The organism is Streptomyces sp. NPDC058872 (assembly GCF_042743065.1).
Lineage (GTDB): Bacteria > Actinomycetota > Actinomycetes > Streptomycetales > Streptomycetaceae > Streptomyces.
This window is the reverse complement of sequence record NZ_JBHYMK010000084.1, coordinates 1-25,947: the sequence shown is the minus strand read 5'-3', so window position 1 is coordinate 25,947 and position 25,947 is coordinate 1. Positions and strand designations below refer to the sequence as shown.

The 25,947-nt window shown below is 71.3% G+C and carries 25 protein-coding genes and 1 riboswitch; of the genes, 20 read left to right on the top strand and 5 right to left on the bottom strand.

The window, feature by feature from the left end:
- The 3 genes from ACFW22_RS33050 to ACFW22_RS33040 form a co-directional block, all read left to right on the top strand.
- A partial coding sequence (locus ACFW22_RS33050) for a cbb3-type cytochrome c oxidase subunit I (protein WP_386411875.1) occupies positions 1-720 on the top strand: 720 nt, incomplete at its 5' end.
- On the top strand, positions 717-1,115 hold the full coding sequence (locus ACFW22_RS33045) for a cytochrome c oxidase subunit 4 (RefSeq protein WP_041128840.1): 399 nt from the start codon (positions 717-719) through the stop codon (positions 1,113-1,115). The genes ACFW22_RS33050 and ACFW22_RS33045, both read left to right, overlap by 4 nt.
- 122 nt (positions 1,116-1,237) lie before the next feature.
- Complete coding sequence (locus ACFW22_RS33040) at positions 1,238-2,491, top strand: Ig-like domain-containing protein (RefSeq protein ID WP_386411873.1); 1,254 nt, start codon at positions 1,238-1,240, stop codon at positions 2,489-2,491.
- A 23-nt stretch (positions 2,492-2,514) separates the two neighbouring features.
- On the opposite strand, the gene ACFW22_RS33035 is transcribed toward ACFW22_RS33040, so the two are convergent.
- Positions 2,515-2,916 (bottom strand): hypothetical protein, encoded by a 402-nt coding sequence (locus tag ACFW22_RS33035; protein WP_384883801.1) that lies wholly within the window; start codon positions 2,914-2,916, stop codon positions 2,515-2,517.
- A 202-nt stretch (positions 2,917-3,118) separates the two neighbouring features.
- Between ACFW22_RS33035 and ACFW22_RS33030 the strand changes: the two genes are divergently transcribed.
- The 6 genes from ACFW22_RS33030 (at position 3,119) to ACFW22_RS33005 (ending at position 10,386) form a co-directional block, all read left to right on the top strand.
- Positions 3,119-3,739: a heme-copper oxidase subunit III gene (locus tag ACFW22_RS33030; RefSeq protein ID WP_386411871.1), complete on the top strand. Its 621-nt coding sequence runs from the start codon at positions 3,119-3,121 to the stop codon at positions 3,737-3,739.
- 74 nt (positions 3,740-3,813) lie between these two features.
- A complete protein-coding gene (locus ACFW22_RS33025) occupies positions 3,814-4,623 on the top strand; it encodes a c-type cytochrome (RefSeq protein ID WP_386411869.1) in 810 nt (269 codons plus the stop codon).
- Entirely contained in the window at positions 4,620-5,672 is a 1,053-nt protein-coding gene (locus ACFW22_RS33020; RefSeq protein WP_386411867.1) for a Rieske 2Fe-2S domain-containing protein, read from the top strand. The genes ACFW22_RS33025 and ACFW22_RS33020 overlap by 4 nt, the downstream gene beginning before the upstream one ends.
- On the top strand, positions 5,669-7,294 hold the full coding sequence (locus ACFW22_RS33015; protein WP_386411865.1) for a cytochrome bc complex cytochrome b subunit: 1,626 nt from the start codon (positions 5,669-5,671) through the stop codon (positions 7,292-7,294). The genes ACFW22_RS33020 and ACFW22_RS33015 overlap by 4 nt, the downstream gene beginning before the upstream one ends.
- 165 nt (positions 7,295-7,459) lie before the next feature.
- Positions 7,460-8,524: an anthranilate phosphoribosyltransferase gene (trpD, locus tag ACFW22_RS33010; protein ID WP_384883788.1), complete on the top strand. Its 1,065-nt coding sequence runs from the start codon at positions 7,460-7,462 to the stop codon at positions 8,522-8,524.
- Positions 8,525-8,609: 85 nt separating this feature from the next.
- Positions 8,610-8,726: riboswitch (SAM riboswitch) on the top strand.
- Between the two features lie 229 nt (positions 8,727-8,955).
- A complete protein-coding gene (locus ACFW22_RS33005; protein WP_386411863.1) occupies positions 8,956-10,386 on the top strand; it encodes an aminotransferase class V-fold PLP-dependent enzyme in 1,431 nt (476 codons plus the stop codon).
- 70 nt (positions 10,387-10,456) lie between these two features.
- Here the strand turns inward: ACFW22_RS33005 and ACFW22_RS33000 are convergent, their stop codons facing one another.
- Both ACFW22_RS33000 and ACFW22_RS32995 read right to left on the bottom strand, forming a co-directional pair.
- Positions 10,457-10,738 (bottom strand): Lrp/AsnC family transcriptional regulator, encoded by a 282-nt coding sequence (locus ACFW22_RS33000; RefSeq protein ID WP_017238849.1) that lies wholly within the window; start codon positions 10,736-10,738, stop codon positions 10,457-10,459.
- Positions 10,735-11,469, bottom strand: coding sequence for a rhomboid family intramembrane serine protease (locus ACFW22_RS32995; protein WP_384883782.1), 735 nt, complete (start codon positions 11,467-11,469; stop codon positions 10,735-10,737). The genes ACFW22_RS33000 and ACFW22_RS32995 overlap by 4 nt, the downstream gene beginning before the upstream one ends.
- Positions 11,470-11,627: 158 nt before the next feature.
- Between ACFW22_RS32995 and ACFW22_RS32990 the strand changes: the two genes are divergently transcribed.
- The 5 genes from ACFW22_RS32990 (at position 11,628) to ACFW22_RS32970 (ending at position 17,083) form a co-directional block, all read left to right on the top strand.
- Entirely contained in the window at positions 11,628-11,870 is a 243-nt protein-coding gene (locus tag ACFW22_RS32990) for a hypothetical protein (protein ID WP_015033005.1), read from the top strand.
- Between the two features lie 33 nt (positions 11,871-11,903).
- A complete protein-coding gene (locus tag ACFW22_RS32985) occupies positions 11,904-13,268 on the top strand; it encodes an NYN domain-containing protein (protein ID WP_386411860.1) in 1,365 nt (454 codons plus the stop codon).
- Between the two features lie 256 nt (positions 13,269-13,524).
- A complete protein-coding gene (locus ACFW22_RS32980; protein WP_386411858.1) occupies positions 13,525-14,556 on the top strand; it encodes an NlpC/P60 family protein in 1,032 nt (343 codons plus the stop codon).
- Between the two features lie 195 nt (positions 14,557-14,751).
- Complete coding sequence (locus ACFW22_RS32975; RefSeq protein ID WP_386411855.1) at positions 14,752-15,774, top strand: NlpC/P60 family protein; 1,023 nt, start codon at positions 14,752-14,754, stop codon at positions 15,772-15,774.
- A 94-nt stretch (positions 15,775-15,868) separates the two neighbouring features.
- Entirely contained in the window at positions 15,869-17,083 is a 1,215-nt protein-coding gene (locus tag ACFW22_RS32970; RefSeq protein ID WP_386411853.1) for a hypothetical protein, read from the top strand.
- A 98-nt stretch (positions 17,084-17,181) separates the two neighbouring features.
- Here the strand turns inward: ACFW22_RS32970 and ACFW22_RS32965 are convergent, their stop codons facing one another.
- Positions 17,182-18,459, bottom strand: a complete 1,278-nt coding sequence (locus ACFW22_RS32965; protein ID WP_386411851.1) for a glycosyltransferase 87 family protein — start codon at positions 18,457-18,459, stop codon at positions 17,182-17,184.
- Between the two features lie 84 nt (positions 18,460-18,543).
- Here ACFW22_RS32965 and ACFW22_RS32960 point away from each other — a divergent pair, with 84 nt between their 5' ends.
- Positions 18,544-19,686: a glycosyltransferase family 4 protein gene (locus tag ACFW22_RS32960; protein ID WP_386411849.1), complete on the top strand. Its 1,143-nt coding sequence runs from the start codon at positions 18,544-18,546 to the stop codon at positions 19,684-19,686.
- 56 nt (positions 19,687-19,742) lie between these two features.
- Here ACFW22_RS32960 and ACFW22_RS32955 read toward each other — a convergent pair whose 3' ends face one another.
- Positions 19,743-21,539, bottom strand: a complete 1,797-nt coding sequence (locus ACFW22_RS32955) for an AMP-dependent synthetase/ligase (protein WP_386411847.1) — start codon at positions 21,537-21,539, stop codon at positions 19,743-19,745.
- 255 nt (positions 21,540-21,794) lie between these two features.
- Between ACFW22_RS32955 and ACFW22_RS32950 the strand changes: the two genes are divergently transcribed.
- From ACFW22_RS32950 to ACFW22_RS32930, 5 genes are all read left to right on the top strand, one after another.
- Complete coding sequence (locus tag ACFW22_RS32950) at positions 21,795-22,562, top strand: metallophosphoesterase (protein WP_384885937.1); 768 nt, start codon at positions 21,795-21,797, stop codon at positions 22,560-22,562.
- A gap of 90 nt (positions 22,563-22,652) precedes the next feature.
- Positions 22,653-23,093 carry an SRPBCC family protein gene (locus tag ACFW22_RS32945; protein WP_386411845.1) on the top strand — a complete coding sequence of 147 codons (441 nt, stop codon included), beginning with the start codon at positions 22,653-22,655 and terminating at the stop codon, positions 23,091-23,093.
- Positions 23,094-23,243: 150 nt separating this feature from the next.
- Entirely contained in the window at positions 23,244-24,377 is a 1,134-nt protein-coding gene (locus ACFW22_RS32940; protein WP_386411843.1) for an ArsA-related P-loop ATPase, read from the top strand.
- Between the two features lie 42 nt (positions 24,378-24,419).
- A complete protein-coding gene (locus tag ACFW22_RS32935) occupies positions 24,420-24,860 on the top strand; it encodes a DUF5304 domain-containing protein (protein WP_386411842.1) in 441 nt (146 codons plus the stop codon).
- A 65-nt stretch (positions 24,861-24,925) separates the two neighbouring features.
- Entirely contained in the window at positions 24,926-25,867 is a 942-nt protein-coding gene (locus ACFW22_RS32930; protein WP_384885930.1) for an ROK family glucokinase, read from the top strand.
- Positions 25,868-25,947: the final 80 nt, after the last annotated feature.

The following is a 25,947-nucleotide window of genomic DNA, read 5'->3' as shown; positions in this document are numbered from 1 at the left end:
CCGACCGGCGTGAAGTTCTTCAACTGGATCGGAACGATGTGGAAGGGCTCCTTGTCCTTCGAGACCCCGATGCTCTGGGCCGTCGGCTTCCTGATCACCTTCACCTTCGGTGGTCTGACCGGCGTCATCCTGGCCTCGCCCCCGATGGACTTCCACGTCTCCGACTCGTACTTCGTCGTGGCGCACTTCCACTACGTCATCTTCGGCACCGTGGTCTTCGCGATGTTCTCCGGCTTCCACTTCTGGTGGCCGAAGTTCACCGGCAAGATGCTCGACGAGCGCCTCGGCAAGATCACCTTCTGGACGCTGTTCGTGGGCTTCCACGGCACGTTCCTGGTGCAGCACTGGCTCGGTGCCGAGGGCATGCCGCGTCGTTACGCGGACTACCTGGACGCCGACGGTTTCACCACGCTGAACACGATCTCGACGATCTCCTCGTTCCTGCTCGGCCTGTCGATCCTGCCGTTCTTCTACAACGTCTGGAAGACCGCCAAGTACGGCAAGAAGATCGAGGTCGACGACCCGTGGGGTTACGGCCGCTCGCTGGAGTGGGCGACCTCCTGCCCGCCGCCGCGGCACAACTTCCTCACCCTGCCGCGGATCCGTTCCGAATCCCCGGCGTTCGACCTGCACCACCCCGAGATCGCTGCTCTCGACCAGCTCGAGAACAAGCCCCACGAGGTGGAGGCCCTCACCGGCGGCAAGGAGGCCGGCAAGTGAAGATCCAGGGCAAGATGTTCATCTGGCTGAGCGTCTTCATCCTTGCCATGGCGATCCTCTACGGCGTCTGGTCCAAGGAGCCGGTCGGTACGACGGCGCTCTTCCTGGCCTTCGGCCTGGCCATCATGATCGGCTACTACCTGGCCTTCACGGCCAAGCGGGTCGACGCGATGGCGCAGGACGACAAGGAGGCCGACGTCGCGGACGAGGCCGGTGAGGTGGGCTTCTTCGCCCCGCACAGCTGGCAGCCGCTCTCGCTGGCCATCGGCGGTGCGCTCGCCTTCCTCGCCATCGCGATGGGCTGGTGGCTGCTGTACTTCTCCGCCCCGCTGATCCTCGTCGGCCTGTTCGGCTGGGTCTTCGAGTTCTACCGCGGCGAGAACCAGAACCAGTAGCAGTACCCCGCTCCGCACCGGAGCACACCGAGGGGCCCGGACACTTCGTCACCGAAGCGTCCGGGCCCCTCTTTTGCAGCACTCGACGCGCTGGGGGTGAGGATTGTCCTTAGCGTGAAGTCATGAACGACACGCCGCGCATTCGGACTGTTCTGAGCTGCACTCTTCTGGCCGTAACCGTCACCGCGGGCGCCACCGCCTGTACGGGGTCCGAGGGCCATCCGCTGTCGGTGAAGGCGTACGACGCGGTGGACCAGCTCGCCGTCAGCGCCCCCGCGGACGGAGCGAAGGCGGACCCGGAGAAGCCCCTGGAAATCACCGTGAAGGGTGACGAGGGGCGCATCACCGACGTCACCGCCGTCGACGACGCGGGGCACCACCTCGCGGGCGAACTCACCGCGGACGGCCGGCGGTGGCGTTCCACGGCCGCCCTGGCGGCCGGCGCCCGGTACACCGTTCGGGTGGCCACCGAGGACGAGGACGGCGCTCCGGGAGCCCGTACGTTCACTTTCGAGACGGCACCGGCCAAACGGGCCCTGACCGTCGCCTTCGGGCCCCAGACGGGCACCTACGGCGTCGGTCAGCCCATCACCGCGGAGCTCAGCCTCCCCGTCAAGGACCGGTCGGCGCGCGCCGTCGTCGAACGGGCGCTCAAGGTCCGTTCCACGCCCGCCGTCGAAGGGGCCTGGTACTGGGTGGACGACAAGAAGCTGCACTTCCGTCCGAAGGAGTACTGGCCGGCCGGGGCGCTCGTCCAGGTCACCGGGAACCTGGACGGCATCAAGGTGGGCGACAAGCTCTACGGCGGAGCGTCCGAGCCGCTGAAGCTCACCATCGGGGACCGGATCGAGGCGATCGCGGACGCCGGGTCGCACTACATGACGGTGAAGCGCAACGGAGAAGTGATCAACACCATTCCGGTGACCACCGGCAAACCGGGCTTCTCCACCCGAAACGGCATCAAGGTCATCCTGGGCAAGGAGTACTACGTCCGGATGAGGGGGACCAGCATCGGCATCGCGGAGGGCAGTTCCGACTCGTACGACCTGCCCGTGTACTACGCCACCCGGGTCACCTGGAGCGGCGAGTACGTGCACGCCGCCCCCTGGTCCGTCGGTTCCCAGGGCGTGGCGAACGTCAGCCACGGCTGCGTCGGCATGTCGATGGGGAACGCCGCCTGGTTCTTCGAGACCGTCCGCCCCGGGGACATCGTCAAGACCGTCAACAGCGCCGGTGACACGATGGCGCCCTTCGGCAACGGCTTCGGGGACTGGAACCTGTCGTGGGACAAGTGGCGCCAGGGCAGCGCCCTGGTGGAGGCCGCCGGAAACCCGGTGGCCCCCGCCGAGAAGGCGCGGCTCCGGCCGTCGATCTGAGCGGCGCGGGAGCCCCGGCCCGCTCAGGCGTCGATCGACAGGCGCGAGCGCAGCAGGGAGGCCAGGGACGCCGCGAACTCGACCGGTTCCACCGGAAGGGTGACCGCGGCGTCCGCACGGCTCCAGGTGGCCAGCCAGGCGTCCTGGGGGCGCCCGATGAGCAACAGGACCGGCGGGCAGCGGAAGACCTCGTCCTTGATCTGCCGGCAGACGCCCATGCCCCCGGCGGGCACCGCCTCGCCGTCGAGCACGCACACGTCGATCCCGCCCCCGTCCAGGGCCTTCAGGACGGCGGGGAGCGTCGCGCACTCCACGAACTCGATCGGGGGAACGTCGCTCGCGGGCCTGCGCCCGGCCGCGAGCCGCACCTGCGCCCGGGTGTTCGCGTCGTCGCTGTAGACCAGGACCGTGGCACTCGACTGCATCGTTCCTCCGTGGGGAAGTCCGTGGGAAGGTCGTCGATCGATGCGCCGGATGCTACTCCGGTCCACACCCCGTCAACACCCGTTCAACACCTGTTCGAAGGGTGCCCGGAAGCTCCGGCACTGGGCCGTTCGGGCCCGACACACCCCCCTGACACTCCGAACGGCACCCCCCGGAGTGAGGGCGGGATAAGCGACCGACATAATGTCGGTCGTGGCGACAGTAACGACAGTAGAAACAGGGCACGCGCACCCGTCGGTCAATCGACCGAACCTCACCAGCGTCGGAACCATCATCTGGTTGAGCTCCGAGCTGATGTTCTTCGCGGCCCTCTTCGCGATGTACTTCACCCTGCGATCCGTGATGGGCGCGGAGTTCTGGACGGAAAAGGCCGAGGCCTTGAACCTTCCGTTCTCCGCGACGAACACCACGATCCTGGTGCTCTCCTCCCTCACCTGTCAGCTCGGCGTCTTCGCCGCCGAGCGGGGCGACGTGAAGAAGCTCCGGACGTGGTTCATCATCACCTTCGTGATGGGTGCGATCTTCATCGGCGGCCAGGTCTTCGAGTACACCGAGCTGGTCAAGCACGAGGGCCTCTCGCTCTCGTCGGACCCGTACGGCACCGTGTTCTACCTGACCACCGGCTTCCACGGCCTGCACGTGACGGGCGGTCTCATCGCCTTCCTGCTGGTCCTCGGCCGGACGTACGCCGCCAGGAGGTTCACTCACGAGCAGGCAACCGCCGCCATCGTCGTGTCCTACTACTGGCACTTCGTCGATGTCGTCTGGATCGGCCTCTTCGCCACGATCTACATGATCAAGTAATCGGTTCCGCCTCCACGGCGGACCGAGACATCCAGCAAGCATCGACGCAGAAGATCCTGACACCGGGGTAATCCGTGAAAAAGCTCTCCGCACGACGACGCCATCCGCTGGCGGCGGTCGTCGTCCTACTCCTCGCGCTGGCGGCCACTGGGGGGCTGTACGCCGCGTTCGCGCCCGCGGGCACGGCGAAGGCCGATGAAACCGCCCAGTCCCTCGCCATCGAGGAGGGCAAGAAGCTCTACTCCGTCGGCTGCGCCAGCTGCCACGGAACCGGCGGTCAGGGCACCTCTGACGGCCCGTCCCTGGTCGGCGTCGGTTCCGCCGCGGTCGACTTCCAGGTCGGCACCGGCCGCATGCCGGCCCAGCAGCCGGGCGCCCAGGTCCCGAAGAAGAAGGTCATCTACTCGCAGGCTGAGATCGATCAGCTCGCGGCGTACGTCGCCTCTCTCGGTGCCGGCCCGATCACGCCGACCGAGGCCCAGTACAACCCCGCGGGTGCCGACATCGCCAAGGGCGGTGAACTGTTCCGCAGTAACTGTGCCCAGTGCCACAACTTCACCGGTGAGGGCGGCGCGCTGACCTACGGCAAGTACGCCCCGAGCCTCGAAGGCGTGAGCCCGAAGCACCTCTACGAGGCCATGCAGACCGGCCCGCAGAACATGCCCTCCTTCCCTGACACGACGATGCCGGAGAAGGAGAAGAAGGACATCATCGCGTACGTCCAGGCCGTCAACAGCGACAAGGCCGACAACCCGGGCGGTCTCAAGCTCGGCGGCCTCGGTCCCGTCAGCGAGGGCCTGTTCGCCTGGATCTTCGGTCTGGGTGCGCTGATCGCAGTTGCCGTCTGGGTCGCGGCCCACACCGCTAAGGCCAAGAAGTCATGAGTACCCAAGAGATTCCTGAAGAGAACCTGCCGGCAGGGCAGGACACCGCGCACGGCGCGGTGAAGGTCGCCGACAACCCGTTCGCCGACCCGGGCCTCCCGCCCCACAAGCCCCGCATCCAGGACATCGACGAGCGGGCCGCACGCCGGTCCGAGCGTGCGGTCGCCTTCATGTTCACGCTGTCGATGCTGGCCACCGTCGGCTTCATCGCCTCGTACGTGATCTTCCCGGTCGACAAGATCGTGTACATCTGGCCCTTCGGTCGGGTGTCCGCGCTCAACTTCGCCCTGGGCCTGACCCTCGGTTCCGCGCTCTTCTTCATCGGCGCGGGTGCGGTCCACTGGGCCCGCACCCTGATGTCCGACGTCGAGGTCGCCGACGAGCGCCACCCCATGGAGGCGTCGCCCGAGGTCAAGGCGAAGGTCATGGCGGACTTCGCGGCCGGTGCCGCGGAGTCGGGCATGGGCCGCCGCAAGCTCATCCGCAACACGATGTTCGGCGCGCTGTCGCTCGTACCGCTCTCCGGCATCGTCCTGCTGCGCGACATGGGCCCGCTGCCCGAGAAGAAGCTCCGGACCACGCTGTGGACCAAGGGGCTCCAGCTCATCAACATGAACACCCACGAGCCGCTGCGTCCCGAGGACGTCGCGGTCGGTTCGCTGACCTTCGCGATGCCCGAGGGCCTCTCGGAGCACGACGAGCACTTCCAGACCGAGATCGCCAAGGCCGCCCTGATGATCGTCCGGATCCAGCCGGAGGACATCAAGGACAAGCGCGAGCTCGAGTGGTCCCACGAGGGCATCGTCGCGTTCTCCAAGATCTGCACCCACGTGGGCTGCCCGATCTCCCTGTACGAGCAGCAGACCCACCACGTGCTCTGCCCGTGCCACCAGTCCACCTTCGACCTCTCCGACGGCGCCCGCGTCATCTTCGGCCCGGCCGGTCACGCCCTTCCGCAGCTGCGGATCGGCGTGAACGACAAGGGCTTCCTGGAGGCGCTCGGCGACTTCGACGAGCCCGTCGGTCCTGCATTCTGGGAGCGCGGATGAGCACTGTGACCGATACGCAGAAGAAGGCACCCGCCGGAGAGCGGGTCGCCGACTGGGCCGACGGCCGCCTGGGGATCTACACGTTGGCCAAGGCCAACATGCGGAAGATCTTCCCGGACCACTGGTCCTTCATGCTGGGCGAGATCTGCCTCTACAGCTTCCTCATCATCATCCTGACGGGCGTCTACCTGACGTTGTTCTTCCACCCGTCGATGAACGAGGTGGAGTACGTCGGACCGTACGTCCCGCTCCAGGGACAGCTGATGTCCGAGGCGTTCAACTCGACCATGCACATCTCCTTCGAGGTGCGCGGTGGTCTGCTCATCCGGCAGATCCACCACTGGGCGGCGCTGATCTTCCTCGCCGGCATGTTCGTGCACATGATGCGCGTGTTCTTCACCGGTGCCTTCCGCAAGCCGCGTGAGATCAACTGGCTGTTCGGCTTCCTGCTGTTCTTCCTGGGCATGTTCACCGGCTTCACCGGTTACTCGCTCCCGGACGACCTGCTCTCCGGCACCGGTGTCCGCTTCATGCAGGGCGCGATCCTGTCCGTCCCGGTCATCGGCACCTACCTGTCGATGTTCCTGTTCGGCGGGGAGTTCCCCGGCGGCGACTTCGTGGCCCGGTTCTACTCGGCGCACGTGCTGCTGCTGCCCGGCATCATGCTGGGCCTGGTGGTCGCCCACCTCATCCTGGTGTTCGTCCACAAGCACACGCACTTCGAGGGCCCCGGCCGCACCAACAAGAACGTCGTCGGCATGCCGCTGCTGCCGGTGTACATGGCGAAGGCCGGAGGCTTCTTCTTCCTGGTCTTCGGCGTCATCGCGATCATCGCGGCGATCGCCTCGATCAACCCGATCTGGGCCCTCGGCCCGTACCGACCGGACCAGGTGTCCACCGGCGCCCAGCCCGACTGGTACATGGGCTTCGCCGAGGGCCTGATCCGCGTCATGCCGGGTTGGGAGATCAACCTCTGGGGCCACACGCTGGTCCTGGGCGTGATGATTCCGCTGGCGATCTTCCCGGCGGTCCTCGCGGCCATCGCGGTCTACCCGTTCATCGAGTCCTGGATCACCGGCGACAAGCGCGAGCACCACATCGCGCAGCGCCCGCGCAACGCTCCGACGCGCACCGCCTTCGGCGTCGCCTGGATCACCGCGTACATGATCATGCTCGTCGGTGGCGGCAACGACCTCTGGGCCACGCACTTCCACCTGTCGATCAACTCGATCACCTGGTTCGTCCGGATCTTCTTCTTCCTCGGCCCGGTCATCGCGTTCATCGTCACCAAGCGGATCTGCCTCGGCCTCCAGCGCCGGGACAAGGACAAGGTGCTGCACGGCCGCGAGTCCGGCATCATCAAGCGCCTGCCGCACGGTGAGTTCGTCGAGGTCCACGAGCCGCTCAGCCAGGGCGAACTGCACCGCCTCACCGCGCACGAGCAGTACGCGCCGGCGGAGCTTCCGCCGGCCGTCGACGAGAACGGCGTGGAGCGCAAGGTCGGCCGCATGGAGAAGCTCCGGGTCAAGCTCAACAAGGGCTACTACGGCGACGACAGCCAGGTCGCCAAGCCCACGGTCGAGGAGTACAAGGAGATCCAGAGCGGCCACGGCCACCACTGATCGCCCCTTCCTCCTGACCTCCCCCGCTCCGGGATTCCCCTGAGCGGGGGGACACCACGGTCGCCACGGCAAGAGCCCCGTCCATTCGATGGACGGGGCTCTTTGCCGTGCCCGGAGGTCGATAGGGTGGGGGCGTATCCGTCACGTGATCACCTGGAGCCGGCCATGAGCACCGCGACCCCCGCTGGAGGACCTACCACGGCGGGCCGCTCCTGGCCCGTCCTGCTGAACGGACTGCTCGACGGCAAGGACCTGTCCGCCGACGACACCGCCTGGGCGATGGACCTGATCATGAGCGGCGAGGCGACCGACGCCCAGATCGCCGGGTTCATGGTGGCGCTGCGCGCCAAGGGCGAGACGGTGCAGGAGATCACCGGCCTCGTCCGGACCATGTACGAGCACGCCAACCTCATCGAGGTGCCGGGGCCCGCCGTCGACATCGTCGGCACCGGCGGCGACGGAGCCAAGACCGTCAACATCTCCACCATGGCGTCGATCGTGGTCGCCGGCACGGGGACGAAGGTCGTCAAGCACGGCAACCGCGCCGCCTCCTCCGCCTCCGGCTCCTCCGACGTCCTGGAGAAGCTCGGCATCAACCTGCACCTGACCCCGCAGCGGGTCGCCGAGGTCGCCGAGGAAGCCGGCATCACCATCTGCTTCGCGGTGAAGTTCCACCCCTCGCTCCGGCACGTCGCCGCGGCCCGCGGCCAACTGGGCATCCGCACCACCTTCAACGTCCTCGGCCCGTTGACCAACCCGGCCAAGGTGCGGGCCCAGGCGGTCGGGGTCGCCGACCCCCGCATGGCGCCGGTCGTCGCCGGCGTCTTCGCCGAGCGCGGCAACTCCGCACTTGTCTTCCGGGGGGACGACGGCCTGGACGAGCTGACCACCACCGCCACCTCCCGGGTGTGGGTGGTCCGGGACGGCGGCGTCACCGAGGAGCGCTTCGACCCGCGGGACGTCGGCATCGAGCTGGTGCCGCTGGAGGCCCTGCGCGGCGCCGACGCCTCGTACAACGCCGATGTGGCCCGCCGCCTCCTCGCGGGGGAGACCGGCCCGGTGCGGGACGCGGTGCTGCTCAACGCGGCGGCTGCGCTCACCGCCCTGGAGCCCGGCAGCGGCACCCTGACGGAGCAGTTGGCCGCGGGCATCGCACGGGCGGCCGAGTCCATCGACTCCGGTGCGGCCCGACGGTCCCTCGACCGCTGGATCGCGGCCAGCAACGCGTAGTCGGCGCGGCGTCCGCGCCCGGCCCCGGTCCGGCATCCGGACCGGGGTCTTGCGTTTCCGCGATCATGTGGCAGGATGCGTGGCAGGTCATGAGTGACAGCTGTGAAGCCCCGGCTAGCTGTCCGGCAACCCTCCGTCCGTGGCGGGGTGCCCCGGGTGAAGACCGGGCCGTGGGCAGCGAGGTCCACGGCAAGCGCGGACCCCTCGACACACCAGGGGTCCTGGTTCTTCGAGGAGCGTTTTCCGTGAGCAAGCGAATGCGATAGGGCGACAGCGCCCCTTCTTCCCCCCTCGGAACAGGGTCACTTCCGCGTGCCCGTGCGCACGCGGGCCCGCGCCCCGCGCCGTCTCCGAGGCACCACCCGTACCCCGCCACCGGGCCGCGTACGGGATCCGAAGCCATTCCGCACCGCCCGCCGGGAGATACCGCCATGTCCGCAACCCCGCACGCCGTCGCCACCACGGTCGAGTCCACCACGGTCGAGTCCACCGAGCCCTGTTGTGCCGCCCCGCTGTCGGTCCTCGGTCGGGAGGTCACGGTCCCGCTCGTCACCGGCGGCGAGGTGACCTACGCGGCGCTCGACTACGCCGCCAGCGCGCCGGCCCTCCAGCGGGTCTGGGACGACGTCGCCGCGTACGCCCCCTACTACGGCAGCGTCCACCGCGGCGCCGGCTACCTCTCGCAGCTCTCCACCGACCTCTTCGAGAGCAGCCGCGCCACCGTGGCCGAGTTCCTCGACTGCCGCCCCGGCGACCAGGTCGTCTTCACCCGCTCCACCACCGACTCGCTCAACCTGCTCGCCCGCGCGCTCCCGGCCGACTGTCAGGTCTTCGTCTTCGAGACCGAACACCACGCCTCCCTGCTCCCCTGGGAGTCCGTCCGGGCCACCGGGCGCAACGGGGGAAGCGGGCCCCGCGTGACCTACCTCGACGCGCCCCGCACCCCGGCCCAGGCCGTCGAGGCCCTGGAGCGGGCCCTCGCCGACCGCGAGCCCCACGGCCCCGCCCTCGTCTGCGTCACCGGCGCCTCCAACGTCACCGGCGAGCTGTGGCCGGTGAAGGAGCTGGCCGCCGCCGCTCATGCGCACGGTGCCCGGATCGTGCTCGACGCCGCCCAGCTCGCCCCCCACCACCCGATCTCCGTGCGGGAGTGGGACGTGGACTGGGTCGCCTTCTCCGGGCACAAGCTGTACGCCCCCTTCGGCGCCGGCGTCCTCGCCGGGCGCCCCGACTGGCTGCAGGAGGCCGAGCCCTACCTCGCCGGCGGCGGAGCCTCCCGCACGGTGGCCCGTCGGGCCGACGGGGGAGTGGACGTGGAGTGGCACACCACCGCGGCCCGGCACGAAGCCGGCTCCCCGAACGTCATCGGCGCCCATGCCGTCGCCTCCGCCTGCAAGGCGCTCACCGAGGCCGGCTTCGATTCCCTGGTCGCCCGTGAGCAGCACCTGATCGCCAAGGTCCGCGAGGGCCTCGCCGAAGTGCCCGAAGTGCGCTTCCTCTCGCTCTTCGGCGACGGGGCGCCCCGCGTCGGCGTCCTCTCCTTCGTCGTGGAGGGCTGGAACGGCTCCCACCTCGCCGCCGCGCTCTCCGCCGAGTACGGCATCGGCGTCCGCGACGGTCTCTTCTGTGCCCACCCGCTGGTCCGCACGCTGCTCGGCGCGGACCGCCGGGACCCGGGCGAGTGCGGGGGGCAGGGGGCGGACGGCGGCCCCGCCCTGAACGCCGTCCGGGTGAGCTTCGGTGCCGGTACGCCGGACGAGCACGTGGAGCGCTTCGTCGATGCGGTGCGGACCCTCGTCCGGGACGGCGCCCGCTGGAAGTACCGCACCGAGGACGGCCGCTGCGTCCCCGACCGCGGCTGACGGCTCACTCGTACGGGTGAAGGGGGCCTCCCGGTCGGGAGCCCCCTCCGCCCGTGCCGCGTACGCGGTCTCAGGACTCCAGGCCGATGGCGAAGGCCGCCTCCAGGTCGTGCTGGGAGTACGTGCGGAAGGCGACGTGGGTGTCGGTGGCCTCGACGCCCGGGATCTTGCTGATGCGGCCGGGGATCACGTCCGCCAGGTCGTCGTGGCGCGGCACCCGGACCATCGCGATCAGGTCGTACGTACCGGTCACCGAGAAGACCTCGCTGACGCTGTCGAGCGCGGCGATCGACTCGGCGATCTCCGGGATGCGGTCCACGCTGGTCTTGATGAGCACGATCGCGGTGATCACGGCTGGCTTTCTCCCTCGGTCGCCGCGGCTTGGGCCTTCACTCTATCCCCACCCCGGTAGCGCCCCCAGGCGTAGAGGAAGCCGACGGAGAAGCCCACGACGTGGGCCAGATAGGCAACGCCGGGACCCGCGCCCGCCGCCCGCGCGGCCAGCCACTGCAGCGTGAACCAGAAGATCAGCACGATCCAGGCGGGGAAGCGCAGCGGCAGGAAGAACAGGAAGGGGAAGAGGCTGGTGACCCGGGAGCGGGGGAAGAGGAAGAGGAAGGCCCCGAGCACCGCGGAGATCGCCCCCGACGCCCCGACCAGGGTCTGTTCGTTGGTCGCGTGGGCCGCCGCGTACCCGAGCAGCGCCAGGTAGCCGGTGCACAGGTAGAAGAGGGAGAACCCGAGCGGGCCCATGCGCTCCTCGGCCATCGCGCCGAAGACGAAGAGGAAGAGCATGTTGCCCAACAGGTGCAGCCAGCTGCCGTGGACGAAGAGCGCGGTCAGCGGGGTGAGCAGGGCCCGCGGCTCGCCGCCCATCAGCTCGGCGGGCACCACGCCCCAGCGGCGGAAGTAGGCTCCCTGGGCCGCCAGGAGCTCCTCGCCCGTGCCGTACGCCGGGTTGAGGCCGGAGACGGGACCGGCCACGAACAGGAGGCAGCAGGCGGCGATCAGCCCGTACGTCACCGAGGGTCCGCTGCGGACGCCCCGCCAGGCGCCGAGGACCGCACCTCGCCATTCGATCACGGACAGATCATGGCGTACCGGGGTCGAAGTGGACAGAGCGCCTCGCCGTGCCCCGCCCTTCCCCCGAGGCCGTAGGGTTACGGGCATCACTACCGCAGTTCGACGGCGCACCGCGGCTCCCGCACCTGGCACCACGCAACAGGAAGAAGGACGGCACGATGACGACGGTTCCCCTGCCGACCGCCGAGACCCGCTGGCGCTGCACGCTCTGCGGCAACCTGACCCGCTTCGACGTGACCCGGTCCTCCAAGGTCGTGGAGTACGTCCATCTGGACCTCGCCGGCGAACCCACGGTCGAGGAGCGGCAGGTGGTCAGTGAGACCATCGAGTCGGTCCGCTGCCGCTGGTGCAACGCGGTGGACCAGATCGAGTTGGTGGACAGGCCGGGCGCCGCCTCCTGAGGGACGGCGCGGATGACATAGGGGTGACGGAACGTGGAGCAGCCCGCGCACGGTGGCGAGCCGGCCGGCGCGGCAGGTGACGCTGCCGAGACGCTCGACCACCCACTGCCGGAAGGCGTGCGACGGAGGGTGATCGCGCTGGTCGCGGACGCCTTCGGCGGGCTGACCGTCGCAGAGTTGCCCGCGCCCCTGCGCCAGTACGCGCGCTTCACCGCGAGCCGGCGGGCCAAGTTCGCCGGGAACGCCATGGCCACGGCCCTGGAGGGCGATCCGGTCTTCCGGCAGCGGATCGGCGAGCGCTTCAAGCAGGACCAGCCCGAACTGGCCGGAGCCGTGGAGGGCGGCACCCCGCCCGCTGCCGCCGACCCCGTTGACGTGGCGGCGGCTGCGTACGTGCTGCGCCCGGCCGGGTGGGTCAAGCTCGTCGCCGCGGCCGGTGAGGAGGCCCAGCGGGCCGATGCCGAGCGCGCCGACGAGGCCGGTCGGCGCGAGCTGGAGCGGCTGCGCGAAGAGCTCGCCACGGCCCGGGACCGTTCCCGGGGCGAGACCGAGCAGCTCCGGCACGACCTCGAAGCTGCCCGCAAGGAAGCGGAATCGCTTCAGCGCAAGCTGCGCAGTGTGCAGAGCGACGTCAAGCGCGGGGAGGCCGCCCTGCGCAAGGCGCAGGGCGAGATCGAGGCCGTGCGGGCGGAGGCGGCGACACGGGTGTCGGCCGCCGAGAGCGAGACCCGGCGGCTCAAGGCCCGGCTCGGCGAGGCCGAGGCGGCCCTGGAGACGAGCCGCCGGGGCGCCCGCGAAGGGCGCTCGGTGGAGGACATGCGGCTGCGGCTGCTGCTCGACACGGTGCTCGACGCGGCCCAGGGGCTGCGTCGAGAGCTCGCCCTGCCGCCGGTCTCCATGCATCCCGCGGACACCGTGGACGCGGTGGAGCCGGGCCGCATGTCCCCGAAGGACATCGCGGCACGGGCGCTCTCCGAGACGGACCCGGCCCTGCTCGACCAGCTGCTCGCCCTGCCGCAGGCGCATCTGGTCGTCGACGGCTACAACGTCACCAAGACCGGTTACCCGACGATGCCGCTGGAGAAGCAGCGGTTGCGGCTGCTCGGTGGTCTCTCGGCCCTGGCGGCCCGTTCGGGAGCCGAGGTCACCTGTGTCTTCGACGGTGCCGAGCTGGCGGCTCCGGTGCTGCTCGCACCGCCGCGAGGGGTCCGGGTGCTGTTCTCCAAGCCCGGTGTCACGGCGGACGAGTTGATCCGCCAGCTGGTCCGGGCGGAGCCGCCGGGGAGGCCGGTCGTGGTGGTCTCCACCGACCGTGAAGTGGCGGACGGCGTTGCGAAGTCGGGGGCGCGCCCGGTGGCGTCCGTCTTGTTGCTGAAGCGGCTTTCGCGCCTCTCGTGAGGCATGGCAACTCCTGCTCCTTATGACCGAATTGTGGTTAGCTCATCGTCAAGTGGCCCTCACTGCCCGTGTGGTGCCCGCGAAGAAAGTGGCTGGTGGGCGAGATTTTTGCCAGGGGGATTTGAACTGATCACAACTTGGTCACTAGGGTCTGGCTTCGAACCTTCGCGCGGTCGATCACCCATCCGGGGTGACGGCGGAGGAACCGCCTGTCCGTGACCGGTTGGGCGGCTCGAGGCAGAAGGAGCTCGCCTTCGTGGCGTCCCACCGTCGTCCCAAGCAGCCGAGCCGCACCCGTGTGACCGTGCTCACCGTGACCGCAGCCGCGGCCGTCGCCCTCACCGCCCAGTCCGGCGCCCAGGCGGCCCCCGCCAAGCCCAAGATCGACGAGGTCAAGTCGAAGGTCGACGAGCTGCACCACGAGGCCGAAGAGGCCACGGAGCAGTACAACCTCGCGGAAGAGCGCCGCGGCAAGCTCCAGGAGGAGATCGGCAACCTCCAGGACAAGGTGGCCCGCGGCCAGCAGGAGCTCAACACCCTGCGCGACCAGATCGGTTCGGTCGCCAGCGCCCAGTACCGCTCCGGAGGCATCGACCCGGCGCTCCAGCTCTTCCTCTCCTCCGACCCGGACACCTACCTCGACAAGGCGTCCGCGATCGACCAGTTGAGCGCCCAGCAGGCCGATGTGCTCACCTCGATCCAGGCCAAGCAGCGCACCCTGGCCCAGCAGCGGGCCGAGGCCTCCACGAAGCTGGCCGACCTCGAGGACGTCCGCAAGACCCTCGGCGAGAAGAAGAAGAAGTTCCAGGGCAAGCTCGCCGAGGCGCAGAAGCTGCTCAACACCCTCACCGCCGCCGAGCGCGCCGAGATGGAGGAGAAGGAGCAGCGCGCCAGCCGTGCCGCCGGCGAGCGCGTCAGCCTCGGCAACGAGGTGCCGGCCTCCCAGCGAGGTGCCGCCGCCCTCTCCGCCGCCGCCACCCAGCTCGGCAAGCCGTACGTCTCCGGCGGCACCGGCCCCAATGCGTACGACTGCTCGGGCCTGACGCAGTGGGCCTACCGCCAGGCCGGCGTCCAGCTCACCCGCACCACCTACACCCAGCAGAACGACGGCGTGAAGATCGGCCGCAGCCAGCTCAAGCCGGGCGACCTGGTCTTCTTCAACAGCCTGTCGCACGTGGGCCTGTACGCCGGCAACAACACGATCCTGCACGCCCCCAAGCCGGGCGCCGTCGTCCGCTACGAGTCCATGAACTACATGGGCACCTTCCAGTTCGGCGTCCGCATCTGACGGACCGCGACCCGCTGTGCCGTGCCGCCCGATCGGGTGGTTTGCGGCGACGCGCACTGACCTGACGCCCCGCCGGTGACCTGTGTTCTCCGGCGGGGCGTCACGTCGTGCGCCCGTTGCCTTCGTTGGACGCGGCGTGATCAGCGGCTACTGTCTGGCGCTCCAGTCCGCGTCGAGCCGAACGGAGCGCGATTCGTGGCGTCCCACCGCCGACCCGCCCGGGTCACCCTCCTCACCGCTGCTGCGGCCACTGCTGCCGCCTCCCTCGGAGCCGTCCCCGCGAGCGCGGATCCCGGGGCGGGCACCGCGGCCACCCGGGCCACCATCGACCGCCTCTTCGAGGAGGCGGAGAAGGCCACGGAGGGCTACAACCGTGCGGACGAGAAGGCGGACGAGCTGCGCCGGACGGTCTCCCGGGCGCAGGACGGCCTCGCCCGGGGCCAGGAGCGCATCAACCGGATGAGGGGCGCGCTCGGCTCCGTCGCCGGCGCCCAGTACCGCTCCGGCGGCATGGACCCCGCGCTCGCCCTGCTGCTCTCCTCCGACCCGGACAGCTATCTGGACCGGGCCTCGGCCCTGGACCGGGCCACCGTCCGGCAGGGGGCCGCACTCGGCGAACTCCAGCGAGAGCAGCGTCGACTGGGCCAGAAGCGCAGCGAGGCCCGTGCGGCCCTCGTCGAACTGGAACGCAGCCGCGCCGAGGTCGCCAGGCACAAGCGCACCGTGGAGCGGAAGCTCGCCGAGGCCCGCCGTGCGCTGGCCTCGCTCACGGTCGAGGAGCGCACCGACTACGAGCGCGCCTCCCGCACCGGCCAGCGGGCCGGGGGCCCCGCCGAGGAACTGCCGCCGCTCGCCGACCTCGGCCCGACCCCCTCGCGGGCCGCCGCGGCGGTGGTCGCCGCCCGCAGCGCGATCGGCAGGCCGTACGTGTGGGGGGCGACCGGACCCTCTGCCTTCGACTGCTCGGGCCTGATGGTGTGGTCCTACCGGCAGGCCGGGATCAGCCTGCCCCGGACCTCCGCGGCGCAGCGGCACGCGGGCCGTCAGGTGCCGCTCTCGCAGGCGCAGCCGGGCGATCTCGTCACCTACCGCGGCGACGCCAGCCACGTGGCGATCTACGCCGGGAACGGCCAGGTCATCCACGCCCCCTATCCGGGCGCACGGGTCCGCTACGACCCGGTGAACATGATGTCGCACGCGACGGTCACCCGCGTCTGACGTCTCCGCCGGTCCGTGTGCACCGACTCGTGCGGGCCCGTCGCGCACCCGGACGTCGGGTTCCTTCCCTCCGGCGCCCCGTACGATCGAGGGCGTGGCAGGTCAGGGGAGTGCAGCGGCGCGCGGCACCGCCGCCTGTCTGCTGGCCGCCGCGCTCGCCCTCGGCGGGTGCGGCGCCCCCGAGTCCGCCGGTCCGGCCCCCGGGGAGGTCCAGGCCCTGCTCGACCGGCACGCGCGGGCCCTGCGCGACCGGGACGAGGCCGGCTACCTCGCGGACCTGGACCCCGCGCTCCTGCCGGCCGCGCGGACCGAGTTCGACCGGCTCGCGAAGGTGCCCCTGAGCGGCTGGAGCTACCGGGTCACCGACGTCGACCGCACCGGCGAGGGGCGGGCGACCGTCGAGGCCGAGTGGGGGTACCGGATCGAGGGCTACGACGCGGGACCCGCCACCACGGAGCGGGTCCTCGACCTGGTCCGACGGGACGGGCGCTGGTACGTGACCGGGGACCGGGCCGCCGAGGGTGCCCCGCAGCAGCTGTGGCAGCAGGGGGAGGTCACGACGGTGACCGGCCGGCACAGCCTCGTCCTCGGAGTGGGGCAGAGCACCGAGCGCCTGCAGGAGATCGCCGCGGCGGCGGACCGGGCGGTGCCCGCGGTCCAGGGCGCCTGGAGCGGGGACTGGGCGGGCCGGATCGTGGTCGTCGTGCCCGAGTCGATCGAGGCGATGGGACGGCTGCTCGGCGGACCGGCGGCCTCCTACCGGGGCATCGCGGCCGTCACGACCGGCCGGCTGGACGGCGGCCCACGGGCGCCGGCGGACCGGGTGACCGTGAACCCGGACGCGTACGCGGTGCTCGGCGCGTTCGGCAAGCAGCTGGTGCTCACCCACGAGGCCACCCACGTCGCGACCCGGGCCCGGACGACGAAGGCCACTCCGGTGTGGCTCTCCGAGGGCTTCGCCGACTGGGTCGCCTACCGGGGGACCGGGCGCACCGCCGCCCAGGCCGCCCCCGAGCTGCGCCGCGCGGTCCTGGCGGGCGGGGTTCCCGCGGAGCTCCCCGACGACGCCGCCTTCGCCTTCGGCAGCGACCAGGAGGCCCTCGCCCGCGCCTACGAGGGCGGTTGGCTGGCCTGCGAGCTGATCGCCGACCGCTGGGGCGAGGAGGAGCTGACCGCGTTCTACCGGGCGGTGGGCGAACACCCGGGCCGGGACGGTGCGGTGGAGAAGGCCCTCCGAGAGGTCCTCGACACCACGCCGGAGGACTTCACCGCCGACTGGCGGACGTATCTGCAACAGCGGTTGGGGTAGCCCTCCCGGCCCCTTCTGCCCGGCCCTCCGGCACGGGTCGGGCCCCGTGCCCGTCCCCGGGGCGTGCCGGCCGTTCCCGGGGCGTGCCGGACCGTGCCTCAGTGCGTGCCCGTCAGGGTCCCCGCCGGCTCCGTCCGGGTCGCCTGGGCGGGGATGGAGACGGTGACGGCGACCGGTGCCTCCGTCACCGTGTGCCGCCACAGGATCCGGCAGGCGATCACCGTGGCGGCGAGCAGCATGCCGTTCCGGGTGAACAGCACCGCCATGCCCAGCGGGTCGCTCCGCGTCACGTGCGAGAACCACACCGGGAACTCGAACTGCGTCAGCGCCGTCGCCCACAGCACCAGGTGGGTGGGGAGCCGCATCCGGCTCGACCGGTAGGCGAGGCACACCGCGGCCAGACCGACCAGCCACAACAGGTACTGGGGGGAGAGCACCCGGCTCGTCGTCGTGAACAGCAGCACCGCCACGAAGGCCGCGTCCGCCACGGTCGACGAGGCGAAGCGGCGCGCCCGGAGCCGCCAGAGCAGCAGCCAGCCGAAGGCGGCGACCGTCAACACCATCGCGGCCGTCGACACCGCGGACACGTACGGGCCGAGGAATTCGATCGAGCCGTAGTTCATCCGCGCCTCGCCCTCCCAGCCGAAGTGCCGGGCGACGTGGAAGACCGTCGAGCCCAGGGACTCCACCTCCGTCCCGCGGTTGCGCTGGAAGGTGAGGAAGGCCAGCGCCCCCGGCATCCACAGCACGCAGAGCAGGAGCACCGCGGCTCCCGCCCCCGCCGCGGCCGACCAGGAGCGGAAGGTCGCCCGCCCCTTCGGGGTGCCTGCGAGGAGCAGCGCCGGCCACACCTTGAGGACCGCGCCGAAGCCGGCCAGCGCGCCGAGCACGCGCGGGCTGCGGACCGCCGCGAGCAGCCCCGCCACCGCGACGGCGGTCACCATCACGTCGTACCGGGCGTACGCGGTCGGGCCGAGCAGCGGAACGCCGGCGAGCCAGAACCAGGCGCCCCGCAGCGAGCGGCCCGCGCGGTGGCCGGTGTGGACGAGCAGTCCGAAGACGAGCGCGTCGCAGAGGAAGGCGAGGACGAAGAAGGCGCTCGCGTAGTCCAGGAACGGCAGCAGGGCGGGGGAGAGGATCGCCAGCGCGGCGGCCGGCGGGTACTGCCAGGTGACGTCGTCCAACGGGTAGGTGCCCGTCCGCAGGACCTCGTACCAGCCCTGGTAGATGTGCGAGACGTCGAAGGTGACGTCCGGGCCGGGCACCACCACGACCTTGAAGACGCAGACCAACAGGATCACCCGGGTGAGGCCCCAGAGCCCGAGCGGAAGCCGCAGGGCCGTGCGCGACCCACTCTCCACCGCAGCCGTCGTCACTGTCGTGTCCTCGTCGTGTCGGCCCCGAGCTGCGGGGGGATGGTGGTGCCGGGCGGTGGATGCGATCGCGTACTGTCGGCCACGATGCACAAGACCCTGATCGTAACCAACGACTTCCCGCCGCGTCCCGGCGGAATCCAGGCTTTCCTGCACAACATGGCGCTCCGCCTGGATCCCGACCGGATCGTGGTCTACGCCTCCACGTGGAAGCGCAGCCGCGAAGGCGTCGAGGCGACGGCGGCGTTCGACGCCGAGCAGCCGTTCACGGTCGTCCGGGACCACACCACCATGCTGCTGCCGACCCCTCGGGTCACCGCGCGGGCGACCGCCCTGCTCCGCGAACACGACTGCACGTCCGTGTGGTTCGGCGCAGCCGCGCCGCTCGGCCTGATGGCGCCCGCGCTGCGTCGGGCGGGCGCCCGACGGCTCGTCGCGACCACGCACGGGCACGAGGCGGGCTGGGCCCAGCTCCCCGCCGCCAGGCAGCTCCTCCGCCGCATCGGCGAGGGCACCGACACGATCACCCACCTCGGCGAGTACACCCGCTCCCGGATCGCGACCGCCCTCACGCCGGACGCCGCCGGACGCATGGTCCAGCTGACGCCGGGCGTGGACGAGAAGGCCTTCCACCCCGACTCGGGCGGCACCGAGGTGCGCGCCCGCCTCGGACTCAGCGACCGGCCCGTCGTCGTCTGCGTCTCCCGGCTCGTCCCGCGCAAGGGCCAGGACACCCTGATCCTGGCCATGCCCGAGATCCTCCGCCGGGTCCCGGACGCCGTGCTCCTGATCGTCGGCGGGGGCCCGTACGAGAAGGACCTGCGGCGGCTCGCCACCGAGACCGGCGTGGCCGGCTCCGTGCGCTTCACCGGGGCCGTTCCCTGGTCCGAGCTGCCCGCCCACTACGGCGCGGGCGACGTCTTCGCCATGCCCTGCCGCACCCGGCGGGGCGGGCTGGACGTCGAGGGCCTCGGCATCGTCTACCTGGAGGCCTCCGCCACCGGGCTCCCCGTCGTCGCCGGTGACTCCGGCGGCGCGCCCGACGCCGTCCTCGACGGCGAGACCGGTTGGGTCGTCCGCGGCGAGTCCGCCGGGGAGACGGCCGACCGCGTCGCCGCCCTCCTCCTCGACCCGGAGCTCCGCGTCCGCATGGGCGAGCGCGGTCGGGCCTGGGTGGAGGAGAGGTGGCGCTGGGACCTGCTCGCGGAGCGGCTGCGCGCGCTGCTGTAGCAAGCGCGGAGGAGCCCGGGGCGATCAGGTCGCCCCGGGCTCCTCCGCATCCGCCCCTACTTGGCGTAGATCGCTTCGATCTCGTCCGCGAAGTCCTTCGCCACCACGTTCCGCTTCAGCTTCAGGGACGGGGTGATGTGGCCCGCCTCCTCGGTGAACTGGGCGGGGAGGATGCGGAACTTGCGGACCGACTCCGCCTTGGACACCGCGGAGTTGCCGTCGTCGACGGCCCGCTGGACCTCCGCCAGGAGCTCCGCGTCCTCACGGAGGGACGCCGCCGTCGACCCCGCGGGCTTGCCGTGCTCGGCCGCCCAGCGCCCGAGGAACTCCTCGTCGATCGTGACCAGCGCGCCCACGAACGGACGCCCGTCGCCGACCACCATGCACTCCGCGACGAGCGCGTGCGCCCGGATCCGGTCCTCGATGACGGCCGGGGCGACGTTCTTGCCGCCCGCCGTCACCAGGATCTCCTTCTTCCGGCCGGTGATGGCGAGGTAGCCGTCCTCGTCGAGGGTGCCGATGTCACCCGTGTGGAACCAGCCGTCGGTGAGCGCCTCGGCCGTCGCCGCCTCGTTGTTCCAGTACCGCGAGAAGATGTGCTCGCCGTGCAGCAGCACCTCGCCGTCGTCGGCGATCCGCACCACCGAGCCCGGCAACGGCTGGCCCACCGTGCCGATCTTCTGTCGGTCCCAGGGGTTGAACGCGGTCGCCGCGCACGATTCCGTCAGGCCGTACCCCTCCAGGACGGTGAAGCCGATGCCCCGGAAGAAGTGGCCGAGCCGCTCGCCCAGCGGCGCGCCGCCCGAGATCGCGTACTCGCCGCGACCGCCGAGCACCGCCCGCAGCTTGCTGAAGACCAGCTTGTCGAAGATCCTGTGCTTCAGCCTGAGCCCGAAGGACGGGCCCTGGGGGGTGCCGATCGCCCGGCTGTACGCGATGGCCGTGTGCGCGGCCCGGTCGAAGATCTTGCCCTTGCCGTCGGCCTGCGCCTTGGCCCGTGCGGAGTTGTAGACCTTCTCGAAGACGCGCGGCACGCCCAGGATCAGCGTCGGCCGGAACGACGCCAGCTCATCGGTGAGGTTCTTGATGTCCGGGACGCACCCCAGCCGGATCGGCGCCATCACGGACGCGACCTCGACGAGGCGCCCGAAGACGTGCGCGGCCGGCAGGAAGAGCAGGACCGAGCACTCGCCCGTGCGGAAGAGGGGCTTCAGTCGCTCCACCACGTTGCCGCACTCGGCGAAGAAGGCCCGGTGGGTGAGGACGCACCCCTTGGGGCGGCCCGTCGTGCCCGAGGTGTAGACGATCGTCGCCGGGTCGTCCGCGTTCGCCGCCGACATCCGGGCGTCGAGGAGTTCGTCGGAGACGTCGCTGCCGTCCGCGGTGAGGCGCGCGACCGCGTCGTCCTCGATCTGCCAGACGCCCTTGAGCTGCGGCAGGTGATCCCGTACGGACTCCACCGCGGCCCCGTGCGCCGCGCTCTCGGCGAGCACCAGGGTCGCGCCCGAGTCGCTGAGGATCCACTGGATCTGCTCCGGCGAGCTCGTCTCGTACACCGGCACGGTCACCGCGCCCGCGCTCCAGATCGCGAAGTCGAGGAGCACCCACTCGTAGCGGGTGCGGGACAGCAGCGCGATCCGGTCGCCCGGCTCCACCCCCGCGGCGATCAGGCCTTTGGCGACCCCGCGGACCTCCGCGAGGAACTGGGTGGCGGTGACGTCGGTCCAGACGCCGTCGACCTTGCGTCCCATCACGGCGACGTCTGGGTGCTGGGAGGCGTTGCGGCGGATGAGATCCGTCAGGTTGCCGTCCGTCGGGACCTCGTAAAGGGCCGGAAGGCTGAACTCGCGCAAGACTGCTGCTCCTCATCGGGCGCCGGCGCCACGGCTCTGTGTGATGCACCGGTGTAGTCCATGATCGGGCAGGTGCTCAGTGGGGGTGAGCACGATTGGACTGCCCGGACGTTACCCACCAGTACATGGTTCCCGATAGGGGGTCCCGGCCAGATGTTCCGTGTGTCACACGTGCGTGACGGTACCGTGCGCACAGTAATCCACGGCTTTCACGACTCCCAAGTAACCGCAGGTGACACCCCCTAAGGTGGGGTCATGCGAGTCCATGTGGTCAGTGATGTGCACGGCAACGCAGGCGACCTCACCCGGGCGGGGGAGGGGGCCGACGCCCTCGTGTGCCTCGGTGACCTGGTGCTCTTCCTCGACTACGCCGACCACAGCCGGGGCATCTTCCCCGACCTCTTCGGTGCCGAGAACGCCACCCGACTCGTCGAGCTCCGCACCGCCCGCCGCTTCGAGGAGGCCCGCGACCTGGGCCGCCGCCTCTGGGCGGGGCTCGACGTCGACCGCGACACCGCCATCGAGGCCGCGGTCCGCCGCCAGTACGCCGAACTCTTCGCGGCCTTCCCCACCCCCACGTACGCCACCTACGGGAACGTCGACATCCCCCGCCTCTGGTCCGAGTACGCGGGCGCCGGCACCACCGTCCTGGACGGCGACCGGATCGAGATCGGGGGCCTGGTCTTCGGTTTCGTCGGAGGAGGCCTGCGCACCCCCATGCGCACCCCGTACGAGATCGCGGACGAGGAGTACGCGGCGAAGGTCGAGGCCCTCGGGGAGGTCGACGTGCTCTGCTCCCACATCCCGCCCGAGGTGCCGGAGCTCACCTACGACACGGTGGCCCGCCGCTTCGAGCGCGGCAGCCGGGCCCTCCTCGACGCGATACGCCGGGTCCGGCCCCGCTACGCCCTCTTCGGCCACGTCCACCAGCCACTGGTCCGGCGGATGCGCATCGACTCGACCGAGTGCGTGAACGTCGGCCACTTCGCCTCGACCGGTCGCCCCTTCGCCCTGGAGTGGTGACGGGCCCGCAGCCGCGGCGCGATAGCCTTCCGTCGGCACGCCCGTGCCCCCTTGACTTCCGCCGGACCGCACAGTGGAGGAGCCACCGCGATGGCCGAACACACCAGCTCGAGCATCACCATCGAGGCGGCGCCGGCCGACGTCATGGGTGTGATCGCCGACTTCGCCCGCTACCCCGAGTGGACGGGCGAGGTGAAGGAGGCCGAAGTCCTGGCGGCCGACGACTCCGGGCGTGCGGAGAAGGTCCGGCTGCTCCTCGACGCCGGCGCGATCAAGGACGACCACACCCTGGCGTACACCTGGACCGGTGCCAACGAGGTCAGCTGGACCCTGGTCAAGTCCCAGATGCTCCGCTCCCTCGACGGCTCCTACCTCCTGAAGCCGCTCGGCGGCGACCGCACCGAGGTCACCTACCAGCTGACCGTCGACGTCAAGATCCCCATGCTCGGCATGATCAAGCGCAAGGCCGAGAAGGTCATCATCGACCGCGCCCTCGCCGGACTGAAGAAGCGCGTCGAATCCGGCGAGTGACCCCCCGCGCCCGCCCCGTGCCGTGACCGCCGCCCCTGCCCGCGCGGCACGCGTGCCACCGGAGTCCCCACGGGGTCGGGGAGCGCAGCACCGCTCCACCGGGAGCGGTGCCCACGGCACGGGCAAGCGAGAGCGGTAACGTTCCCGCACATGCGGATCATTCTTGTCACCGGGACCGGCGGTGCCGGACGCACCACCGTCGCCGCCGCGACCGCCCTCGCCGGGGCGCACGCCGGCCGCCGGGTCCTCCTCGTCTCCGAGGACACCGCCCCGCTCCCGGACGCCGAGGGGAGGCTCCGGGTCCTGCGCCCCGAGCCCGCCGCCGATTTCCGCCGCGAGTTCCTGGCCCTCCAGGCCCGCTCCGGTGCCGCCCTCGATCTGCTCGGCACCGCGCCCCTCGAAGAGGCCGAACTCACCGAGCTCCCCGGCAGCCGCCCGTTCGCCCTGCTGCGCGCGCTGCGCGATGCCGCCGACGGGCCGCACGAACTCGCCGTCGTGGACCTCCCCCCGCTCCGCGAGGCACTCGCCCTCCTCGCCCTCCCCGGACAGCTCCGCCGCTACCTGGGCCGCCTCCTGCCCCCCGAGCGGCAGGCGGCCCGCGCCCTGCGCCCGATGCTCGCCCAGCTCGCCGGCGTCCCCATGCCCGCGCAGTGGTTGTACGAGACGACCGCCCGCTGGGAGGCGGAGCTCGCCGCCGTCCAGGCCGTCATCGAGGCTCCCTCCACCACCGTCCGCCTCGTCCTCGAACCCGGCCCCGGCGCCGAACCCGCCCTGCGCACCGCCCGGCTCGGCCTCGCCGTCCAGCGCCTCGGACTCGACGCCGTGGTGGCCAACCGGATCCTCCCCGCCGGCTCCGAGGACCCCTGGCTCGCCGGACTCACCACCGAACAGCACCGGCACCTGGCAGGACTCCGCACCGCCGCCGGCGGGCTGGACGAGCTCCCGCACCTCGGCCGCGCCCCCCGGGGAGCGGAGGACCTCGCCCTGCTCGCCCCCGCCCGCCCCGATGCGCTCCCCGCGCCCGTACCGGAGTGGACCGTGGAGGACCGGCGCGCGGAGGACGGCGTCCTCGTCTGGCACGTCCCGCTGCCCGGAGCCGTCAAGGAGGAGCTCTCCCTCGTCCGCCGCGGTGACGAACTGCTCCTGGCCGTCGGCCCGTTCCGCCGCGCCGTCCCCCTGCCCGGAGCCCTGCGCCGCTGCACCGTCACCGGCGCCGGGCTCGTCGAGGGCGACCTCCGGGTGCGCTTCACGCCCGACCCCGGACTCTGGCCCCGCACCTCCTGAGTCCGTGTACCGTCGAAGTACGCAGCCACGGAGGAGTACGCCATGAGCGATTCGGACGCCTGGGCCGAGGCGTGCGCCGAGGACCTGAAGGCGGAGCAGGCGCGCCGCCGGGCCCAACGGGCGACGGAGCCCGGCTCGCCCGCGGAAGAATTCCGCAAGCTCTTCGAGGCGGTGGCCGACAAGGTTTCCGACGGCCTCGGACACCCGCTCCTCGGCGGCCAGGCCGCACAGACCGTGCAGCAGTTCGTCAACCAGGCGAAGGCCGCCGTCGAGCCCGTCATCGAGCGCAACCCACAGGTCTTCGACCACCTCGCCGCCGCGGGCAGCGAACTCCTCGCCGCCTACCGGTCCGCCGTCGAAGCGCACGAGAGCCGCTGGACCCGCGGCGAAGCGGTCCCCCAGGACGACCCGCGCCGCGACGCGGACCGGCCCCGCGGGGACGACGAAGGGCCGGGAACCGGCCAGCACATCGACCTGGACTGACCGGGACGGCGCCTCCCCTCGGGTACGGTGGGCTTAGCGGGGCTCGACCGAAAACTGAGGGACACATGGGACTCACCATCGGCGTCGACATCGGCGGCACGAAGATCGCGGCCGGCGTGGTCGACGAGGAGGGCAACATCCTCGACACGCACAAGGTGCCCACCCCGCCGACCCCCGAGGGCATCGTCGACGCCATCTGCGCGGCGGTCTCCGAGGCCGGCAAGGGCCACCAGATCGAGGCCGTCGGCATCGGTGCCGCGGGATACGTCGACGACAAGCGCGCCACCGTCCTCTTCGCGCCCAACATCGACTGGCGGCACGAGCCGCTCAAGGACAAGGTCGAGCAGCGGGTCGGCCTGCCCGTCGTCGTCGAGAACGACGCCAACGCCGCGGCCTGGGGCGAGTACCGGTTCGGCGCCGGCCAGGGCCACGAGGACGTCATCTGCATCACCCTCGGCACCGGCCTCGGCGGCGGCATCATCATCGGCAACAAGCTGCGCCGCGGACGCTTCGGCGTGGCCGCCGAGTTCGGCCACATCCGGGTCGTCCCGGACGGCCTGCTGTGCGGCTGCGGCAGCCAGGGCTGCTGGGAGCAGTACGCCTCCGGGCGGGCGCTCGTGCGGTACGCCCGGCAGCGCGCCAACGCCACTCCGGAGCGCGCGGAGGTGCTCCTCGGCCTCGGCGACGGCACCCCGGAGGGCATCGAGGGCAAGCACGTCAGCCAGGCCGCCCGCGCGGGCGACCCGGTGGCCGTCGACTCCTTCCGCGAGCTGGCCCGCTGGGCCGGCGCCGGCCTCGCCGACCTGGCCTCGCTCTTCGACCCCTCGGCGTTCATCGTCGGCGGCGGCGTCTCCGACGAGGGAGACCTCGTCCTCGACCCGATCCGCAAGTCCTTCCGCCGCTGGCTGATCGGCGGCCAGTGGCGCCCGCACGCGCAGGTCCTCGCGGCCCAGCTCGGCAACAAGGCCGGCCTGGTCGGTGCCGCGGACCTCGCCCGCCAGGGCTGACACCCGGACGAGCCCGTACGACGACCGCCCGCGGGGTGGCGATCTTGATCGACTGGATCTCGGTGTGGGCACCGCGGTTG

Coding starts and splice junctions, on each gene's coding strand:
- ACFW22_RS33040 (WP_386411873.1), top strand. CDS start 1,238: ATGAACGACACGCCGCGCATTCGGACTGTTCTGAGCTGCACTCTTCTG.
- ACFW22_RS33035 (WP_384883801.1), bottom strand. CDS start 2,916: ATGCAGTCGAGTGCCACGGTCCTGGTCTACAGCGACGACGCGAACACC.
- ACFW22_RS33030 (WP_386411871.1), top strand. CDS start 3,119: ATGTCGGTCGTGGCGACAGTAACGACAGTAGAAACAGGGCACGCGCAC.
- ACFW22_RS33020 (WP_386411867.1), top strand. CDS start 4,620: ATGAGTACCCAAGAGATTCCTGAAGAGAACCTGCCGGCAGGGCAGGAC.
- ACFW22_RS33015 (WP_386411865.1), top strand. CDS start 5,669: ATGAGCACTGTGACCGATACGCAGAAGAAGGCACCCGCCGGAGAGCGG.
- trpD (WP_384883788.1), top strand. CDS start 7,460: ATGAGCACCGCGACCCCCGCTGGAGGACCTACCACGGCGGGCCGCTCC.
- ACFW22_RS33005 (WP_386411863.1), top strand. CDS start 8,956: ATGTCCGCAACCCCGCACGCCGTCGCCACCACGGTCGAGTCCACCACG.
- ACFW22_RS32990 (WP_015033005.1), top strand. CDS start 11,628: ATGACGACGGTTCCCCTGCCGACCGCCGAGACCCGCTGGCGCTGCACG.
- ACFW22_RS32960 (WP_386411849.1), top strand. CDS start 18,544: ATGCACAAGACCCTGATCGTAACCAACGACTTCCCGCCGCGTCCCGGC.
- ACFW22_RS32950 (WP_384885937.1), top strand. CDS start 21,795: ATGCGAGTCCATGTGGTCAGTGATGTGCACGGCAACGCAGGCGACCTC.
- ACFW22_RS32945 (WP_386411845.1), top strand. CDS start 22,653: ATGGCCGAACACACCAGCTCGAGCATCACCATCGAGGCGGCGCCGGCC.
- ACFW22_RS32940 (WP_386411843.1), top strand. CDS start 23,244: ATGCGGATCATTCTTGTCACCGGGACCGGCGGTGCCGGACGCACCACC.
- ACFW22_RS32935 (WP_386411842.1), top strand. CDS start 24,420: ATGAGCGATTCGGACGCCTGGGCCGAGGCGTGCGCCGAGGACCTGAAG.
- ACFW22_RS32930 (WP_384885930.1), top strand. CDS start 24,926: ATGGGACTCACCATCGGCGTCGACATCGGCGGCACGAAGATCGCGGCC.